The sequence below is a fragment of the Idiomarina sp. UBA3176 genome (genome assembly GCF_002364295.1).
GTDB classification, from domain to species: Bacteria; Pseudomonadota; Gammaproteobacteria; order Enterobacterales; family Alteromonadaceae; genus Idiomarina; species Idiomarina loihiensis.
Map to the genome: position 1 here is coordinate 1 of NZ_DEXU01000005.1, position 17424 is coordinate 17424.

Sequence of the window (17424 nt, forward strand, 5' to 3'; positions counted from 1 at the left end):
TGCAGTTATTAGTTGAATCTAGGCTTTCATATTCAGGAATTTCCTGAGATAGAATATTTAATAAGGTTGTTTTTCCCGTTCCGGTTCCACCAGAAACAATAATATTTTGGCGACAACGAACAGCAAGCTTTAAAAATTCAGCAGCTTGCTTTGTTAGTGAACCACTATCTACTAAGTCCTCGATGGTTAACGATTTCTTAGTAAACTTTCGAATAGTGAGACACGATCCTTTGGTTGCTAAAGGAGCTAGAACAGCATTTACACGAGAACCGTCTGGTAGACGAGCATCGACCATGGGGGATGCATCATCAACGTGACGACCTAAAGGCAGAACAATCTTATCGATGGTTCGCCGCAAGGAAACCTCGTTACTGAATTGTTCATCCGCTTTTTTCAACTTACCTGAGCGCTCAACATAGATCTGATCATAACTATTGACCATGATTTCAGTTACTGAATCATCTTCTAAAAGACCCTCAATAGGCCCCAGGCCAATGACTTCAGCTACTGCATCTGCTATATCTTTTCCAGACTCGCCTGTAGTTTTCTTTAAATAGGATTCAGCATAGCGCCTCAACTCACATTCGCTCATAGACTCAAAACGCGGATCTCTGGTATCTAAATGCTCTTTGAGGCTGTTAATTAAATTAACTGATATCATCGAAATGTCTCCCTTAGCTGTAAAATGGAGTCCTTCTGGTACCAGTCGTGTTTTTGCGCTAACCGTTTTTGCTTATCATGCAACCGTTCTTTAGCCGTATCCATGCGCTCAGCCGTAACCATAATAATTAATTCCGTGGTTTGCTCTCTGTTTTGCTGACTTCTGAAAGCGTTTTTCAGAATCGGTAATGAACCTAAGCCCGGTATCTGGTCATCCTGAGCTGACTCATCTGTACTTAAAAGACCAGACAAAACCAGTGTGTCTCCATCATTTGAGAGAAACACCGATTCCGTACGACGACTAAGTATGCCGGGTACACCTGAAACGGAAACAGCAGGATCAATATTGCTTAATTCGGCGTGGAGCTGCGTTTTAATTCTATTGTTATCTAAAACCACCGGCTGAATAACAAGTCTAATACCGTATTCGCGGAAAGTGACGTCCTGCATGCCCTGTGCTACAACTTGCGGAATGGGAAGCTCTCCACCTGCAAGAAAAGTTGCCTTCTCACCGCTTTGGGTAGATAGAACGGGGTTTGCCAATAATTTAGCGAGGCCACGTCGCTGCATGAGCATCAGTTGAGAATTAATTTCGGCGTCCCACTCGAACAAACCAGATAAAGAGCTCGAAAATGTAGGGCCGCTCGTTGTCCCTTGCCATCTAATTCCAAGGTCTTCGAGATACTGGCGCTTGGTTTCCAGAATATTGACTCTTAAGGTCAACATAGGCGGCTCTTCCTGAAAAGATTCAGTTAAATTTAAAATCTCTTCATGATTCTCGGAAATTCTCTCTAATTCACCGTAATGCCTTTTGGATACCTTGCCCGATAAAACTGTAAGCCCCGACTTTTCTGTTTTTCTAAGGGTTTGCTCTGCCTCAGATAAAGCTTCTAAACGCCCCTCCAGGGAGAGTTCCAGGCTAGCCGTTACAATAACCTTTAACTCTTTTAATACCTCTTCGGATTTAAGCCAGATATCAGCTTTGCCAACTCCCACCCCTCTTAGAACCGCCCTGCTATTGTCGAGCACATGAACATCTACAACACTCTCGTCACTGATAAGAATATCGCTTCCGGGTTCTATACTGATAATACGAGTCTCACCTTCTTCAAGTTGGTAAGAGCTATGATTAACCTCTGCCCTAACACTAAGTGCGACGAAAAAGAACAGAGTCACGAATAAGTAATGTTTGAACTTTACTGAACCTTCCATGGTTGCACCTTGCTTTGTTTAGAATCTTGATGCCAAATACTTGCTTGTTCCAAATGGCGGCCTCTCGCCCAGACCAACATTGGACTTCCAATAGCTCTCGTAAATGCCGCTACCTTCTCAGGCTCCACCAACAATGTCAGCGAATATGAACCATATCCCTCCTGTAATCCGTGGATATCGAAAACCTCGATTTCTTCAAAAGAAACGTATTCTCGTGAACTTTCAAAAGAATCCCCAGCAAATACAATATCGACTAGATCTCCGACTTTCAGCAACGCATTATGGTGGCCTAAATTATCCGTAGTGACCGTAATAGCGTAGTAACCGTTAGGCAGAACTTCCGACAAACCACTGTTCTGATTATTCGATAAAACTCGTTCAGAAACAGGTTCACCAGATTTAACAGAATTTCTTAGTTTCCTACCGATAATCAAACTAGCGGAACTCTCCAAATACCACTGCTCATTGATAAGTTCGTGCGGATATTTTCGAACCAGTAAGTCGCTTACTTCAAGAAGATCTCCGGCATTAAGGTCTTTGGAAAAAACAACAACGCTACCAGCACTTCCTGAGGCCTCTTGAAGTCGTCGGGAAGTTTCTTGCTGTAGATATTGATGAATTAGAAAAACTGTCACCATAGAAATTATTGAGCTAAAAATTACGGCAAAAATCCATTTCGCCTTTTTTGTCATGAGCCTCCTCCTGGTATTAGTACTAAATAGCGCCAAATAAAATAATAAAAATCTTTCGCCTTACGACCCGTCTCAATTAAATAATCAAGGAGCGAAAATTGCTCTTCAACAATAAATAAAGTGGTCATTATTAAGAGAGAGATCAATAACCACTCTGTCGATGCCTGACCACTCTGCTTTCTTCTCATAGGACATGAACCAAAATCACATACTCACCTTGCTCGGAGAACATTAGGCGCCCCATATCTTCTTTAAAGATCCAAAAGTCATGAGGTTTCTCAATCGATTGAAAAGAATAGATTTTTTGGCTGTAAGTTAATTTCAATACGTTTTTTATATCTTTGAATTTGAACGTCGATAAATAAACCCAGACCTCTTTTCCATTTTTCTGGTTTTTTGAAATGGCATGAAAGGGCCCGTCAAGCTTAGGCTTTTCCATATGCGGAAGAATTATTTTACTTAGAATCCATGAACCATCATTTCCTTTGAAAAAAGTCCAGTTGTCTTCTCCAATTGGACAGATCCAAAAATCTCCATGAGGAGCTGGACAGTAGGAATAGAAATCTTCAATAAGACTCCAGTCTGGAACATTAGGGCTTTGTAAAAAATAAGCAGCAGCCGTCGCGTTCTGGGAAATTGGCATTTCAGACCATTCCCATTTATCAAACCCTGCAGGAATATCAGCAATCATATACGTACCTTAACTAAAGCTTTACTAATAGTTTTTTTACAGTTAAATCCACAGATTTTTAGCAAAATAATTTCCATATTTATGTAGATAAAACTTTAATATTCAAGTCATAAATAATGTGCCAAAATCACATACTCGCCTTGTTCTGAAAAAACTACGCGACCCATACCTTCTTTTAATATCCAAACGTCATTTTCTTTCTCGATAGATTGAAAAGAGTCTACTTTTTGGCTGTAATAAGACATCATTGCCGTTTGCAATGGTTTAAGCGGATATCTAGCTAAATAAATCCATATTTTTTCTCCATTATTTTCATATTCTGAAATTGGAGTAATGGGTCCCTTTAAAGATTCTTCATGTGCTGGGGACTTAGTCAATGGCATTAATATCCATTGTCCGTTTTCAACCTCAAACAACGTCCAGTCCGTGTTTTCTATTGGACAAAGCCAAAAGATTGTTTTCCCCCCAGGACAATATGGATAAAATTGACTCAACTCTTTCCAGTCAGGAGTTTCTGGTTTTCTCAAAAAAAAAGCATCAATATTGATGGATGAACTAATTGGTTGCTCAACCCAGCTCCAATCATCTAAAACTACGGGTAAATCCATAACTATTCCTTTTTGTGAAGTACTTCCTCGGGCACGACGTCCGGAGATATCGTACCGAAAACTAAATAATCGGAACTAAGCTCTTTAGCCAAAAAGAGTGAGCCAATCCCATCTTGGATTAACTCTGTTATTTCTCCCGAGAGAAGGTTGTTTACAACTAAAGACGCAGGCCTAGTTGATAGCTGCCGTCTACTTTTTGCCTGCCAACTATCTGTTAACCTACCCATTGGATAAAAAAGTTTTCTATTAATTTTTTTCAACTCTCTTAAATTTTCCCCTTGGAGCTTTACTGGAAGAAGTTTATTTAAAGGGATAAATAAATTTTCTGTATGTTTGTTTAGCCGATACTCTCCCGATAATTGAGCTTGCTCAACATCCATTACCCTGCTCCAGATATTTTTACGAGCTTCAATAAGGCTAATGGTACTGCTATTAACCGCAGGTATAAGGGCTTGATAAACAGACAAGTAAATAGCTAGCAAAATACCAATCGATAATATAAACTCAACTGTAGCTTGACCTTTACATTTAAAGCGCATCACGACCTAAAATTCCTGTTTTATCTTGATACGATAGAGAAATTAACTGAGCCTCCCAGAGCGCATTAAACAAGTTATCCGTTTCATAAAGATCATCTTTTCTAGAGAAAACTTTACCAGGACGACTAAAATGCGTTTTTGCTTTAGCATATGCGACTTGGTTACTGTCCCCCACTTTTATTATCACTGTATCCATGCTCATCTTTAAAAAGCTGCTTAGCCGCATATAGCTAAACTTTTGCGGATTCGAATTAAACGACTCCATCTGCGCTAAACCTAGTCGGGAGGCCATCGAGTTGCTTTGAAATGCGCCCCCATAACTGGAACGATGATAACGTCTTTGCTGCTGAGCTTTAGCGCCCCAGCCTAATGGCAATTGCTCCCTATAACTTCCTACAAACCATTTTCGTCCGTGAAGCGAAACGGAATCCAGCGCATGCCAGTCCCAGCCCCCATTTCTGTTTCTTGATAATTCTGTTCCACCGCGCTTAACTATTTTATGACTAAATACTTCCACCCAGTTGTACCCTCTACTTCTACTAAAAGGATCCAGACTATTTAAAGTAAGCTCTTCAAACTCTTTTGAATCCTGCTCTTTTTCAGTTTTTCGAACTTTTGTTTTACGCCACCAAAGGCTTGGAAACGGTGCTATACCTCCACCTTGATAAGCTTCCCAACTTAGATCTCCTGAATGCTTAGAAACGATATCTTGAATTAGAAGAGGCAACTCAATAACAAAGCTTGAATCTAACAGTCTCTGTGCCGCTGATATGCCTTGTATTACAGCTGACTGGAAACGGATTAAGACGCGCGCCAGTTGCTGATAACCTTCCTCGACTCGGTCGAGAATAGTAGATAACACTCTGGTTATTTGCCCGATATAAGGAATGAATGACGTTACTGTCTCTAAATTGTCCGCAGTTCGGTCTAACATAGACATGTAGCTCGCTAAACCAACCCACTGAGCTATTGCTACTTGGTTTCCAATAAGCGCACGGTTTGTTAAAGCCAAGAAATTCATTTGCCGGGACATACCAACAGCTGCGCTATAAGCCGCGTTATCAGCAACACTTTGCAAGTACCATTGACGCCGGGCGTGTTTGCCCATGTCCGTCACCGCAAAAAGCAACATTGAAACGAGTAACAAAACCCCGACCATTAAAATCAGGGTTTGTCCTTTTATTCGCGTATTGGATTTTGCCAAAGCAATCATTTCTTCTTGCCTTGCTCGGTGGCCTCGTCATAATTTCCGAGGTTTACTTCAGTATTTGCCACGGTTCCTGCGCGCCTTGACGACTGGCGAGCTCGGTTTAACTGTTGCGTAGATGATTGCCCTGTCATTTCTTGAGCAAGTCCAGCCACCTGGTTACGTATGGACTTACCAAAAAGTGAATAGACTCCGATTGCAGCAACAGCAATCAAAGCAACAATAATGATGTATTCCGTCATTCCCTGACCACGAGAACGCCAAGCTAAATGCGTATTCATAATTCCCTCCTGGCAATAGGCAACACCATAATTGGCGTTGACGTCAGGAAGTATAGAACGAGTTTTAGAGAGTCAGATCAGAAGTAGCAAATGTCTTACTCAATATTAAGATATTTATGCATCTGCGTAGAAAGTTTATGGCAGCTAAGATTTTTTAGGTGTGTAGTTTACTGTGCCACTTCATTGGCGCTTGTTTTGGATGGAAGACGGCTAATATGAGGATAAACTCAGCTTCATCGCGGTAGAGTATTCCGTGAGGAAATATCTCTAAAGGCCAGCGGCGAACCTTATGCTCAAGAATTTGCATCGCCAAAGGTTGGTTTGCAGCAGCTTTAACGGCTGTTTCTACTGCACTTTGAAACTTTCTAGCTAAGTCAGGGCTAATTTTCTGATAATAGCTCTTTTCTCGCCGAATATCTTCGCGGGCAGATTCAAGAAAGCGAACAGGTTTCAACGATCATCTGCCTTAAGATCTTTAAATACGTCCTCAGATGGGATAGCTTGCTCTTCACCCCGAATATAAGCTTCGTATCGGTTATTTGCTTCAGCCACCCAGGCTTGCTCCACTTGTTGCGAATTCGAGCCAGAGCGCTGTTCAAGACTCTCCAATAGGTGAACTATCAATCGGGTTTTCTCCTCTTTGGGAAGGGAAAGCGCTTCAGTTTCGAGAACTTCTGCAGATATCGTCATAACCACCTCGGTTAATATTTACTCTATAACACCCTACTATACGAGAAAGATGAAATGAAACCAGCATGCCCCACAAAATATTTCGACGCCTAAACAGTACGCAATATAAACGTTAATTATAATGGCATAGATAGGAACATCGCTTTTTTAGCAAGTTACTCAATATTAAGATATTTATGCATCTGCACGGAAAGCCGCCAGTTGCGCGCTATGCAGGTTTTCATCGCAAGCTCGGTGGCGCGTGGCCGCTGGCTTATGGGTTGCAGGCAAATAATGGCGTCGGCTTTGGGTGGGCAGCGTTTTAGTAAGGAATCTAGCGCGTCTATGTGCTTTTGCATGGCTATGGGGTGCTTTATTTCATTGGCTCGTGCCATGCAGTCGGGGCGCACTAGGTAGCCGCCTGGCATATCCAGCTTGGGCGATACCGTTACCCAGGTGCTGTCGGTCACTTTTAGCTCAAAGGTACCGCTGGTTTCTATTTGCAGTTGGTAGCCCTTGGCTTCTAAGGCTTTGCCAAGCGGCAGTAAGTCAAACATAGCGGGTTCGCCGCCGGTTATCACTACATGTTTGGCGGAGTAACCTTCTTGTTCAAAGCGCGCAATAATGTCCTCGGCGGTCATTTCTGACCATTTTGCTGAGGCTTCGGTTTTTGCCATTAATGCGTCTATGCTTACTTGGTCGCTGGGGTTGGTTTCCCATGTGTGCTGGGTATCGCACCAGGGGCAGCCCACAGGACAACCCTGCAAACGCAGAAAAATAGATGGCACGCCGGTAAAGGTGCCCTCGCCTTGCAAGGTTTCAAAAATTTCGTTGATGCGGTAAGACATAGCTTCCGTTAAAATGGCTTTGGTTAACATGAGTGAATGCGGATTATACGGGGAGTTACAGCATGTCGCAAAAGGTCGTTGTTATTTATTCTGGCGGAATGGACTCTTTTACCGTTTTGCACAAAGCCCTGGCCGAGGGAAACGAGGTACTGGCACTGTCGTTTAACTACGGGCAACGCCATGTAAAAGAATTAGAAGTTGCGGCTAACGTCTGTAAACAGCATGGAATACCCCACAAAGTGGTGGATATTACCGCTATTAACTCGCTGCTGTCGGGTAGCTCGCTAACCGACGACATAGATATTCCTGAAGGCCACTACGAAGAAGAGTCAATGAAGTCCACTGTGGTGCCAAACCGCAATATGATTTTACTGTCACTGGCCATTGGTTACGCGGTGTCTGAAGAGGCCTCTGCGGTGTATTACGGTGCGCATTCGGGTGACCACGCTATTTACCCGGACTGTCGCCCTGAGTTTGTACGCCAAATGGATGTAGTGAGTAAAATGGCGAACTACGAGCCGGTAGCGGTTCATGCGCCCTATTTAGACGTGGACAAAAACGCGATTTTAGCCGACGGCATTAAAATGGGGCTGGACTACAGCCAAACCTGGACTTGCTACAACGGCCGCGACAAAGCCTGTGGTAAATGCGGAGCCTGCCAGGAACGCTTAGAGGCCTTCGCCGCCAACGGCATTGAAGACCCTATTGCTTACGAATAAAAGGCTACGAATAACCTACAGCCAGCGTTGGGCTTGTTCCCAGCGCTGAGTGCGTTTTAACTCTTCGAGCGACACCGCCGACGATGACATCAGCATTCGGTTCACGCGTTGGGCACTTTCCGGCTCTGTTGCTGGCAAATCAGCGTCCAATACTTGCACCGCCCCTGCTCTGTCATTACACACCAGTATCATGTCGCAGCCTGCCTTTAGCGCCGTCACCGCGCGCTGCTGCATGTCACCGGCAACGGTAGCGCCCTGCATAGACAAATCGTCACTAAAAATAGTGCCATTAAACTGCAATTCGCTGCGCAGTATTTGCTGTAACCAGAACTCGCTGAAGCCAGCAGGTTGCGGGTCTATTTGCGGGTATATAACGTGAGCCGGCATTATGCCGTCCAGTTTCTGGCTTAATGACAAAAACGGTTTTAAGTCGTGCGCGCGAATTTGCTCTAAGGTACGGTCGTCTTCCGGAATGGCAATGTGGGAATCGGCCTGAACAGAACCGTGCCCAGGGAAGTGCTTGCCGGTGCAGGCCATACCGGCCTCATGCATGCCTTCAATAAACGAAGACGCTAACTTAGAAATTTCCGACGGCACTGCAGAAAATGCGCGATCACCTATAACGTCACTGCAGTCGTCTACGTCCAGTACCGGGGCAAAACTGATATCAATGCCCACAGCCTGAACTTCTGCTGCCATTAGCCAGCCTAAGTCGCGCGCGGCACGCTGACGTTCATCGTCATTTTCAATTTTTTGCAGCGAACCCATAGAAGGAATAGCGCTAAAGCCTTCACGAAAACGTTGCACCCGCCCGCCTTCGTGGTCTACTGCAATAAGCAACGGCTTAGCAGCGGCGGCTCGTGCCTCACGTATTAACTCTTGCAGTTGTTCCAGCGAAGCAAAATTTCGTGTAAACAGAATTAACCCGTTAACGGCCGGTGCCGCAAGAAGTTTTTTGTCCTCGGCGGTCAGCTCTGTGCCCGCAATATCTATCATTAATTGTGCCATAACAGCAGCTGTCTCATTTCGTTTTCAATAGTCAGCAGTTTGCCATGAGTTCAGTAAAGACGCCATGTTCCCTGTTTATCTTTTCGTCCGCTGTGCTAAATTAACATTATTACAACAATAAGAGAGACGTAGTATGAAACTCGAAAAATCGCTTTTATGTATTGGTATTACTTTGGCACTGTCTGCCTGTGATGGCTCAGACAGCGGCAGTTCCGGTAGTTCAGGCTCCGCTGGTGGTGGCGACAATGACTACGCGTTTTGTTCCGCTGAATATCAAAATGAAGAGTTTTTCGAGTACATGAAAGAGGATTACTTCTGGGCAAGTCAGCTACAGGACAGCTTAGACCCAGAGGCATTTGACGACGTTTATGCGGTTCTTGAGGAATTGCGCGTACCGGAGGACACCTACAGCTACATTCTTACAGAAGAGGAATACGATGACCTGTTTGTCAGTGCGACTTACTTCGGGTTTGGTTTTTCTATGGAGCAAATTAGCGCAAGCCGGGTGAAAATTCGTTTTGTTTATGACGACTCTCCGGCCGCAAACGCGGGTATTGCGCGCGGTGATGAACTCATCGCTATTGATGGCGTAGAAGTTTCTGAGCTATTAGCTAATGGACAGTTTGATGACGCTCTGGGAGCTAACGAGCAAGGCGTGGATAAAGAAATTACCTGGCAGAAACCAAATGGAACACAGGCAACTGAAGTTTTGAGTAAAGTTGAAGTAGAAACCAATACCGTTATGGGAACCCAAACTTACCCTGTTGACGGCGAAACCGTAGGCTACTTTACTCTGGACTCTTTTATTAACCGTACGGGCTCAGACTTAAACACGGCATTTGACCAGTTTGCTGCCGACAACATTGACCATTTAGTCATTGATGTACGCTACAACGGCGGTGGCTTAATTCGCTACGCAAACCAGGCGGCAACGCAGGTTGGCGGAACCAATGTTGAGGGGAAAACCTTTTTACAATACCGTTTTAATGAGCAAAACAGCGATAAAAACGAAACCATAGCCTTCAGCTTAGTTGACGGCGTTGAGCAACTTGATTTAGACCGTGTATTTGTACTGACCACCGGCAGCAGTTGTTCGTCGTCAGAAATTATTATTAACTCACTAAGCCCCCACATTGATGTGGTTACAATAGGCGAACCGACTTGTGGTAAACCCGTTGGTCAAATGCCGGAAGAACTGTGCGATAAAGTCACTTTTGCCATTAACTTTGAGACAGTTAACTCTGAAGGGGAAGGTAAATACTACGACGGTATTGCGCCAACCTGTTCGGTTGAAGACCAACTGGTCGCTGACTGGGGAAGCTCAGAAGATCCACTAACAGCGGCCGCAAACACATACATTAGTACCGGCAGTTGCCCGGTAAGCTCTGCCAGCGCAGAAATAAAAAAGAGCGCTCAGGCGCGCTCTTTTGTTAAACCTATTCACAACATGAAGGATAAGCGCGAGTCCCTGCAGTAAGGCTATACGCAGGAACCCGATGCAGCAGCGGTTAATCTTTAACCGCTGCTTTTCTTATGTCGCCTTTAGCCGTGTAAAACTGGTTGTTTTCGATAATACCGGGAGCGAAACTGTCAACGCCAATGGCGGTTAAACGAAGCTCTTCGGTTTCAGCCAGCTTTTCAGCCGTGTCTTTATCGATTAAGCCTTTCTCAAGCGCCACATCGGCAAGCTCTTTGCCATTGAGGTTAGAGGACAATTCACCGCGTTTTTGCGCTTTACGCAGCGTTTTGTAAACCGACTTCATTTCCAGCATCGAAATAAAGGCTTTTTCCATGTGCCCGGTGGCATCACCAATACTGTCTTTCCAGTAGCACAGGAAGGTATGACGGTCACGAGTAACGCCCGGCTCCATCATGCTGACACTGATATCCTGTAAAATTTCATCAGACGGCTTTTTGAAGTGATTGCCCAGCGGGAATATCAAAATACGCATTACCCAAGCCATAAAGCGATTCGGGAAGTTATCAAAAAAGCCATAGAACGCATCGGCAATGCTGTATAAATGGTGCTTCAGCGCATAATGAACGTAAGGTAAGTCGGCTACCTGACGGCCTTCGTCTTCAAAGCGCTTCAGTACTGCCGAGCCCATATATAAATGACTCAAAATGTCACCTAAGCGGGCTGAAATCATTTCTTTACGTTTCAAATCGCCACCCATCATCAGCATAGAAATATCTGATGCTAAAGCTAAACCACGGCTCATACGACCCAGCTTACGATAATAATGAGCAGTTTCACCACTCACCGGAGACTCGCCAAAGCGTGCGCCACTTAAGCCCAGCCATAAGCTGCCAAAGACGTTACTGGCGGCAAAACCGATATGCTTCATCAGCAGGCCGTCAAACTCACGCATACCCTCATCTTCATTAGGGTTAGCCGCAGCTTTCATTTCTTTAAGTACATAGGGGTGACAACGCGTTGCACCCTGACCAAATATCATCAGGTTACGGGTCAGAATATTTGCACCCTCAACCGTAATAGACACTGGCGTCGCCATGTAGGCGTGGCCTAAATAGTTATGCGGACCTAATTGAATGCCCTTACCGGCGTGAATATCCATTGCATGCTCTAATACCTCACGACCCATTTCGGTCATATGGTATTTAGTCATGGCAGTTACTACTGAAGGACTCTGTCCCTGACATAAAGCCGAAATGGTCAGACGACGCATAGATTCCAGAATGTAGTTGGTGCCACCAATTTTACCCATTGATGACTGCACACCTTCGAACATACCAATTGGCATGCCAAATTGCTGACGCACATAAGCGTAAGCACCGGTCATACGCTGAGTTACGTGGCCTGATGCAGCAGCCAGTGCCGGCAGTGAAATACCACGCCCTGCCGACAAACATTCAACCAGCATACGCCAGCCTTTACCGGCATAGTCTGAACCACCAATAATCCATTTCAGCGGAATAAAGACGTCTTTACCATAGGTTGTACCGTTCAGAAACGCCTGGTTCAGAGGAAAATGACGGTCGCCAATTTCAACACCTTTGTGCGATGTCGGAATTAACGCACAAGTAATGCCAATTTCTTTCTTATCACCTAATAAGGCATCCGGGTCGTAGAGTTTAAATGCCAAACCCAGAACCGTTGCTGAAGGCGCTAAGGTAATATAACGCTTCGACCAGTTAAGACGAATGCCAACAACTTCTTCACCCTCGTGCTCGCCTTTACAAATAATACCTTCATCCGGAATAGCACCAGCATCTGAGCCAGCTTCCGGTCCGGTTAAGGCAAAACACGGAATGTCGGTACCATCAGACAGGCGTGGCAACCAATAGTCTTTTTGCTCTTTGGTACCATAATGAGTTAGTAACTCGCCCGGCCCCAGGGAGTTTGGAACCATAACAGAGACCGCAGCACTGATAGAACGACTGGCAATTCGCGAAACAATGTAGGAGTTTGCCGCCGGGGTAAAGTCGAGGCCGCCGTAATCTTTACCAATAATCATGGCGAAGAAGCGTTCTTTACGCAGATAATCCCAAACTTGTTTAGGTAAATCGCGATCCTGCTGAACAATTTTAAAATCATCCAGCATGTCCAGCAGTTTAGCCAACTGGTTGTCGACAAACGCCTGTTCTTCGGCAGTGAGTTTAGGTTCAGGTACATCCAGCAGTTTTTGCCAGTCCGGACGTCCGCTGAACAGCTCTCCGTCCCACCATACATCGCCCGCTTCCATGGCCTCACGTTCTGTGTCAGACATAGGCGGCAAAATGCGTTTAAAAATAGCAAAAACGGGTTTAGTCACCAGGCTGCGACGGATATCTCCGACTGCAAACACCAGTACCACTAAAACCACTAACAGAATAAAAATTTCCATGGGTATCTCCAGTGCACCATCACAATAAAAGTGTAGTCAAATCTCAAACTTACGACAGGTTGTTTACGCTTCTTCCAGCCCGCCGGAAACAAATGGGATCAAATGATCAATAACATCCTGCGCACCCACTTTTTGATTGAATTCGGCCTCAGCAATTTCAATCAGAGCTTGCCCAGATACCTGGGCAAAAACTGCTGCTCCCAGAATAAAGTGTAGACGCCAGAACATTTGTTGCTCATCCAAATGTGGATTCGCGCGCTTTAATAAAGCCATTAAATGCTGTAATACCTCACCAAACTCCTGCTGAGTGTATTTACGTAAATGCCCCTGAATTTCGGAATAAGCAAAGCCCAGTAATCTTAAAAAGATATCGGGGCCGTGTTTATTAACTTCGGTTAACTTTGCCAGAGGTATTTTAAAGCGCTTAAACAATTCTTCCGTTTTTAACTCGCTCTGCTGCTCTGCCAGCTTTAACTGTTCTTCCAGAACCGGCATAAAAACAACCAGATAACGCGCCATTACGGCCTGAATAAGTGCTTTTTTTGAGCCAAAGTGATAGTTTACAGAAGCAAGGTTAACCCCCGCTTCCTGCGTAATTTGCCTTAACGAAGTCTGCTCAAATCCATCGCGGGAAAAGAGCATTTCTGCGGCATTAAGTATTTTCTTTTGAGTCGGAATTCGGGCTGCCATGAAATAAATAAACGCATGATTTAAACATGCGTTTAATCTAATTCATGTCGTTTCAGCGTGCAAGTGTTCGCTGAATTTATTTTTGGTAAGAGTGTAAACCTTTTCAGGCTGCACTTAGTGGCGCCAATAATGACGATGGAACAAAATAAGTACCGTCATAATTTCCAGACGGCCTGCCAGCATAGCAAAAACCAGCAAAAGTTTAGCTCCCCCGTCAAGGCTCGCGAAGTTTCCTGCCGGACCAATAATGTCGCCTAATCCAGGTCCAACGTTGCCCACCGCAGAAGCCGCACCTGATATTGCCGTCATAAAATCCAGATCAAATAATGATAACCCCAATGCAATAACCGCTATCAGCAAAAAGTACATAAAGCAAAAAGCGACCATTGAGCCAAGTAATGAGTCATTTACCCGACGCTCCTGATAGGTCTGGACACTGACCAGGTTAGGATGAATTAACTGGCTGAACTGTTTTCTTAATAACAGCTGCGACAACTGAAAACGAAAAATTTTCATACCGCCGGAAGTTGAGCCGGTGCAGCCGCCAATAAACATTAAGTAGAAGAAAGCCATTAACGACCAACTTCCCCAGTTTCCGTAATCTTCGGTTGCGTAACCGGTTGTGGTCACAACTGACACGACATTAAATGCCGTATGCATTAACGCATCACCAAATTCCCGTCCTTTAACTATCTGAACCAGAGTAATCAATGCAATAGCAATAAAAAGGAAGGTAACAAAAGCCCGTACCTGGCTATCTTTCCACAGTGGCCCAAAGTCGCCTTTTACAAAGCGAATGTAGAGCACAAAGGGTAAAGCGCCTGCCACCATAAAAATAGTGCCCGTTATCACCAAAAATGGTGTATCCGAGAAATGGCCAAAAGACGCATCGTAATTAGAGAAGCCCGCTGTCGCTATGGTGGTCATGCCATGCACAAAGGCATCAAAACTGCCCATACCGCCAATTAAATACAAACTAATAACGGCAACCGTCAAAATGAGGTAAACCCGGCCTATTGCCAAAACCATATGGCTGGAGCGTGGCATAAATTTCCCCGACATATCGGAAGATTCAGCCTGGAACAAACGCATGCCGCCAACCTGCAAAAACGGCAAAATGGCCATAGCCATAACGATAATTCCGATTCCGCCCAACCATTGCAACATAGCCCGCCACAACAGAACACTCGCGGGCAAGTCGTCCAGCCCCGAGATAACGGTGGCTCCGGTAGTTGTAATGGCTGACATAGCTTCAAACCAGGCACTAGAGAAGTCCAGATAAGGTCGAGCAAAAATAAACGGCAAGGTGGCGAATAAGCTGGCCGAAACCCAGCATAAGGAGGTCAACAGAAAAACTTGTCGTGCCCGCAGTTTGGCCTCACCCGCTGGCTGCAAAAACAGAACCAAACCAAAAACCAGACCCAGGCTGGATAATGTCAGGTAAGTCCACTGCTCTTTTTCGCCACTAACCACCGCCATAACAAAGGGCGCCAGCAAGGCGATAGAAAGCAATGCAATGAGCCCGCCAATGGCTTTCAGCAATAGCTTAATAGCCTGACGCTTATCAAGCGGAGTCTGACGCAATGACTGGCTGGCCTGCATTGACATAGTTTTAGTTAGACGTGTCTAAAGGAGCAAATGATTTCACCAAATCATCAATCGCTTTCATCTGCTGAAGGTAGGGCTCCAGAGCGTGCAGAGGCAAAGCACAGGGACCATCACATTTCGCTTCATCGGGGTTCGGGTGTGCTTCAATAAACAACCCCGCAATACCCAGCGACATACCAGAACGAGCCAGCTGCGCTGCTTGTGCGCGGCGTCCGTCAGCAGAGTCAGCTCTGCCGCCAGGACGCTGCAAAGCGTGAGTTGCGTCAAAAATAACCGGCGCCATGGGTTTCATCTCGTCCATACCAAGCATATCAACAATGAGATTGTTATAACCAAAGCTTGAACCTCGCTCACACAACATCAGCTTCTCGTTACCGGCCTCGCCAAACTTTTTAATAATGTGCTTCATTTCCTGCGGCGCAAGAAACTGTGGCTTTTTAATATTAACCATAGACCCGGTTTCAGCCAGTGCTACCACCAGGTCAGTCTGACGGGCAAGAAACGCCGGTAACTGCAATACGTCAACCACTTCAGCGACCGGTGCTGCCTGATGCGGCTCGTGTACATCGGTAATTAAAGGCACATTAAACTGCTGTTTCACTTCTTCAAAAATGCGCAGTCCTTCTTCCAGACCGGGGCCGCGAAAAGAGTGAATGGATGACCGATTGGCTTTATCAAACGACGCCTTAAACACGTAAGGTATGCCAAGCCTGCTGGTTACCTCAACGTAATGCTCAGCAATTCGCAAAGCTAAATCACGGGATTCCAGCACATTCATCCCGCCAAATAAAACAAAGGGTTTATCATTTGCTATTTGAATGTCACCAAGCTGTAACTCTTTAATCATCATAAACTCCCGCGGTTAACTACCAACAACTCGTAGAATCTGTCCGGCGAAATACGCCATATAGGTTCCAAGCGCATAACCCATTACCGCTAATAATACACCAACCGGTGCCAATGACGGATGAAAAGCTGAAGCAACAACCGGTGCTGACGCTGCGCCACCCACATTAGCCTGACTACCCACAGCCATATAAAATACAGGAGCACGAAGCAGTTTAGCCACGAATAACATAAGCCCGGCGTGGATTAGCATCCAGATGGCACCAATTAAGAAGTACTTAGGCGCTTCTACTATTTTGGTTACGTCCATATGCAGACCAATGCTGGCCACCAGAATATAAACAAAAACGGAGCCTATTTTGGACGCCCCGGCGGCCTCCAAAGAACGAGCCCGGGTAAAAGAAAGTGCAATACCGCCAGCCGTGGCTAAAACAATAACCCAGAAAAACAGACTGTCCAGGCTGAACTTACTTAGTGCAGGATAATTCGTTGCTATTCCCGGAGCTATCCAGTCAGCCAGCAAATGCGCTAACCCGGCAACACCAAAACCAATAGCCAGAATCAGCATTAAATCGCGTAAGCTTGGGTTTCTGACATGCTCGGCTTCATACTGCTCCACTTTACGACGAATGTTGTCGATAGCGGATGTATCAGCGCCGGTGCGAGCATCAATTTTCTTAGCATTTGCTGCCATGTAAAGCAGTACAGCCATCCATAAGTTGGCAACAATAATGTCTACGGTCACCATGGCTGAGAAAATATCGCCGCCGACTTCATAGACTTCTTTCATGGCAGCCTGGTTTGCGCCGCCACCAATCCAGCTTCCGGCAATGGTTGTCATACCACGCCAAACAGCATCGGGGCCCGCACCGCCAAGCATTTCAGGGAATATGGCAGACACCAGTAACAAGGCTATAGGCCCGCCAATGACAATACCAAAAGTACCGGTTAAAAATAGAATAAGAGCCTTTGACCCAAGACCCATTACGGCTTTTAAATCCAGACTTAGGGTAAGCAATACCATACAGGCGGGTAACAGATAATCCATTGCTATATCTGTTACGGCAGTTTGATTCCCGTCGACAATACCGAACGTATTCAGTAAAGACGGTATGAAATAGCAAAGCAGTAAAGCCGGAACAAAACGATAGAACTTCTTGAAAAAAGGATGCTCGCTGCTATTGGTGTAAAATACAAAACCAAGGATGGTCAGTAATAAACCAATAACAACCCCATCGTTAGTGATTAAGGCATTCGTTTCCGAAACAACAGACTCAGGCGCTAACATAGGTACTCCT

Annotated in this window: 19 protein-coding genes; 2 read left to right on the top strand and 17 right to left on the bottom strand. The window is 45.2% G+C overall.

Features of this window, described 5'->3' with window-relative positions; all coding sequences use genetic code 11:
• From B2U97_RS01595 to queE, 11 genes are all read right to left on the bottom strand, one after another.
• The coding region (locus tag B2U97_RS01595; protein WP_286830204.1) for an ATPase, T2SS/T4P/T4SS family at positions 1–661 on the bottom strand (661 nt) is incomplete at its 3' end.
• Positions 658–1872, bottom strand: coding sequence for a type II and III secretion system protein family protein (locus tag B2U97_RS01600; RefSeq protein ID WP_110012574.1), 1215 nt, complete (start codon positions 1870–1872; stop codon positions 658–660). The genes B2U97_RS01595 and B2U97_RS01600, both read right to left, overlap by 4 nt.
• Positions 1857–2564: a Flp pilus assembly protein CpaB gene (cpaB, locus tag B2U97_RS01605; RefSeq protein WP_272989668.1), complete on the bottom strand. Its 708-nt coding sequence runs from the start codon at positions 2562–2564 to the stop codon at positions 1857–1859. The genes B2U97_RS01600 and cpaB overlap by 16 nt, the downstream gene beginning before the upstream one ends.
• A gap of 184 nt (positions 2565–2748) precedes the next feature.
• Positions 2749–3255, bottom strand: a complete 507-nt coding sequence (locus B2U97_RS01610; RefSeq protein WP_110012577.1) for a hypothetical protein — start codon at positions 3253–3255, stop codon at positions 2749–2751.
• 107 nt (positions 3256–3362) lie between these two features.
• Entirely contained in the window at positions 3363–3863 is a 501-nt protein-coding gene (locus B2U97_RS01615) for a hypothetical protein (RefSeq protein WP_110012578.1), read from the bottom strand.
• Between the two features lie 2 nt (positions 3864–3865).
• Complete coding sequence (locus B2U97_RS01620) at positions 3866–4402, bottom strand: hypothetical protein (RefSeq protein WP_110012579.1); 537 nt, start codon at positions 4400–4402, stop codon at positions 3866–3868.
• A complete protein-coding gene (locus B2U97_RS01625) occupies positions 4392–5615 on the bottom strand; it encodes a TadE/TadG family type IV pilus assembly protein (protein WP_110012580.1) in 1224 nt (407 codons plus the stop codon). The genes B2U97_RS01620 and B2U97_RS01625 overlap by 11 nt, the downstream gene beginning before the upstream one ends.
• Positions 5612–5890 (bottom strand): Flp family type IVb pilin, encoded by a 279-nt coding sequence (locus B2U97_RS01630; protein ID WP_110012581.1) that lies wholly within the window; start codon positions 5888–5890, stop codon positions 5612–5614. Before B2U97_RS01630 ends, B2U97_RS01625 begins: the two co-directional genes overlap by 4 nt.
• Positions 5891–6044: 154 nt before the next feature.
• A complete protein-coding gene (locus B2U97_RS01635) occupies positions 6045–6344 on the bottom strand; it encodes a type II toxin-antitoxin system RelE/ParE family toxin (RefSeq protein WP_110012582.1) in 300 nt (99 codons plus the stop codon).
• A complete protein-coding gene (locus B2U97_RS01640) occupies positions 6341–6580 on the bottom strand; it encodes an addiction module protein (protein ID WP_011234163.1) in 240 nt (79 codons plus the stop codon). The genes B2U97_RS01635 and B2U97_RS01640 overlap by 4 nt, the downstream gene beginning before the upstream one ends.
• A gap of 155 nt (positions 6581–6735) precedes the next feature.
• Positions 6736–7407, bottom strand: a complete 672-nt coding sequence (gene queE / locus B2U97_RS01645; protein WP_414653545.1) for a 7-carboxy-7-deazaguanine synthase QueE — start codon at positions 7405–7407, stop codon at positions 6736–6738.
• Between the two features lie 62 nt (positions 7408–7469).
• On the opposite strand from queE, the gene queC reads away from it, so the two are divergent.
• A complete protein-coding gene (gene queC, locus B2U97_RS01650; protein ID WP_110012584.1) occupies positions 7470–8126 on the top strand; it encodes a 7-cyano-7-deazaguanine synthase QueC in 657 nt (218 codons plus the stop codon).
• Positions 8127–8141: 15 nt separating this feature from the next.
• Here queC and nagZ read toward each other — a convergent pair whose 3' ends face one another.
• Positions 8142–9134, bottom strand: coding sequence for a beta-N-acetylhexosaminidase (nagZ, locus tag B2U97_RS01655; RefSeq protein WP_272989657.1), 993 nt, complete (start codon positions 9132–9134; stop codon positions 8142–8144).
• Between the two features lie 133 nt (positions 9135–9267).
• On the opposite strand from nagZ, the gene B2U97_RS01660 reads away from it, so the two are divergent.
• Positions 9268–10611 (top strand): S41 family peptidase, encoded by a 1344-nt coding sequence (locus B2U97_RS01660; RefSeq protein WP_272989654.1) that lies wholly within the window; start codon positions 9268–9270, stop codon positions 10609–10611.
• Positions 10612–10642: 31 nt separating this feature from the next.
• Here the strand turns inward: B2U97_RS01660 and B2U97_RS01665 are convergent, their stop codons facing one another.
• The 5 genes from B2U97_RS01665 to B2U97_RS01685 all read right to left on the bottom strand — a co-directional run bounded on the left by B2U97_RS01665 (position 10643) and on the right by B2U97_RS01685 (position 17414).
• Positions 10643–12982: an acyl-CoA dehydrogenase gene (locus B2U97_RS01665; RefSeq protein ID WP_272989651.1), complete on the bottom strand. Its 2340-nt coding sequence runs from the start codon at positions 12980–12982 to the stop codon at positions 10643–10645.
• 63 nt (positions 12983–13045) lie between these two features.
• Entirely contained in the window at positions 13046–13672 is a 627-nt protein-coding gene (locus B2U97_RS01670) for a TetR/AcrR family transcriptional regulator (protein ID WP_011234169.1), read from the bottom strand.
• Positions 13673–13786: 114 nt separating this feature from the next.
• A complete protein-coding gene (locus tag B2U97_RS01675; protein ID WP_273025293.1) occupies positions 13787–15280 on the bottom strand; it encodes a TrkH family potassium uptake protein in 1494 nt (497 codons plus the stop codon).
• Positions 15281–15284: 4 nt separating this feature from the next.
• The gene (kdsA, locus tag B2U97_RS01680; RefSeq protein ID WP_406539775.1) at positions 15285–16127 is read right to left on the bottom strand and encodes a 3-deoxy-8-phosphooctulonate synthase; all 843 of its coding nucleotides are present in this window, start codon (positions 16125–16127) and stop codon (positions 15285–15287) included.
• Between the two features lie 15 nt (positions 16128–16142).
• Positions 16143–17414 carry a DUF819 domain-containing protein gene (locus B2U97_RS01685; RefSeq protein ID WP_273025292.1) on the bottom strand — a complete coding sequence of 424 codons (1272 nt, stop codon included), beginning with the start codon at positions 17412–17414 and terminating at the stop codon, positions 16143–16145.
• Between the last annotated feature and the right edge of the window lie 10 nt (positions 17415–17424).

Coding starts and splice junctions, on each gene's coding strand:
- B2U97_RS01600 (WP_110012574.1), bottom strand. CDS start 1,872: ATGGAAGGTTCAGTAAAGTTCAAACATTACTTATTCGTGACTCTGTTC.
- nagZ (WP_272989657.1), bottom strand. CDS start 9,134: ATGGCACAATTAATGATAGATATTGCGGGCACAGAGCTGACCGCCGAG.
- B2U97_RS01615 (WP_110012578.1), bottom strand. CDS start 3,863: ATGGATTTACCCGTAGTTTTAGATGATTGGAGCTGGGTTGAGCAACCA.
- B2U97_RS01675 (WP_273025293.1), bottom strand. CDS start 15,280: ATGTCAATGCAGGCCAGCCAGTCATTGCGTCAGACTCCGCTTGATAAG.
- B2U97_RS01625 (WP_110012580.1), bottom strand. CDS start 5,615: ATGATTGCTTTGGCAAAATCCAATACGCGAATAAAAGGACAAACCCTG.
- B2U97_RS01610 (WP_110012577.1), bottom strand. CDS start 3,255: ATGATTGCTGATATTCCTGCAGGGTTTGATAAATGGGAATGGTCTGAA.
- B2U97_RS01665 (WP_272989651.1), bottom strand. CDS start 12,982: ATGGAAATTTTTATTCTGTTAGTGGTTTTAGTGGTACTGGTGTTTGCA.
- B2U97_RS01640 (WP_011234163.1), bottom strand. CDS start 6,580: ATGACGATATCTGCAGAAGTTCTCGAAACTGAAGCGCTTTCCCTTCCC.
- queE (WP_414653545.1), bottom strand. CDS start 7,407: ATGTCTTACCGCATCAACGAAATTTTTGAAACCTTGCAAGGCGAGGGC.
- queC (WP_110012584.1), top strand. CDS start 7,470: ATGTCGCAAAAGGTCGTTGTTATTTATTCTGGCGGAATGGACTCTTTT.
- cpaB (WP_272989668.1), bottom strand. CDS start 2,564: ATGACAAAAAAGGCGAAATGGATTTTTGCCGTAATTTTTAGCTCAATA.
- B2U97_RS01630 (WP_110012581.1), bottom strand. CDS start 5,890: ATGAATACGCATTTAGCTTGGCGTTCTCGTGGTCAGGGAATGACGGAA.
- B2U97_RS01660 (WP_272989654.1), top strand. CDS start 9,268: ATGAAACTCGAAAAATCGCTTTTATGTATTGGTATTACTTTGGCACTG.
- B2U97_RS01670 (WP_011234169.1), bottom strand. CDS start 13,672: ATGGCAGCCCGAATTCCGACTCAAAAGAAAATACTTAATGCCGCAGAA.
- B2U97_RS01620 (WP_110012579.1), bottom strand. CDS start 4,402: ATGCGCTTTAAATGTAAAGGTCAAGCTACAGTTGAGTTTATATTATCG.
- B2U97_RS01685 (WP_273025292.1), bottom strand. CDS start 17,414: ATGTTAGCGCCTGAGTCTGTTGTTTCGGAAACGAATGCCTTAATCACT.
- kdsA (WP_406539775.1), bottom strand. CDS start 16,127: ATGATTAAAGAGTTACAGCTTGGTGACATTCAAATAGCAAATGATAAA.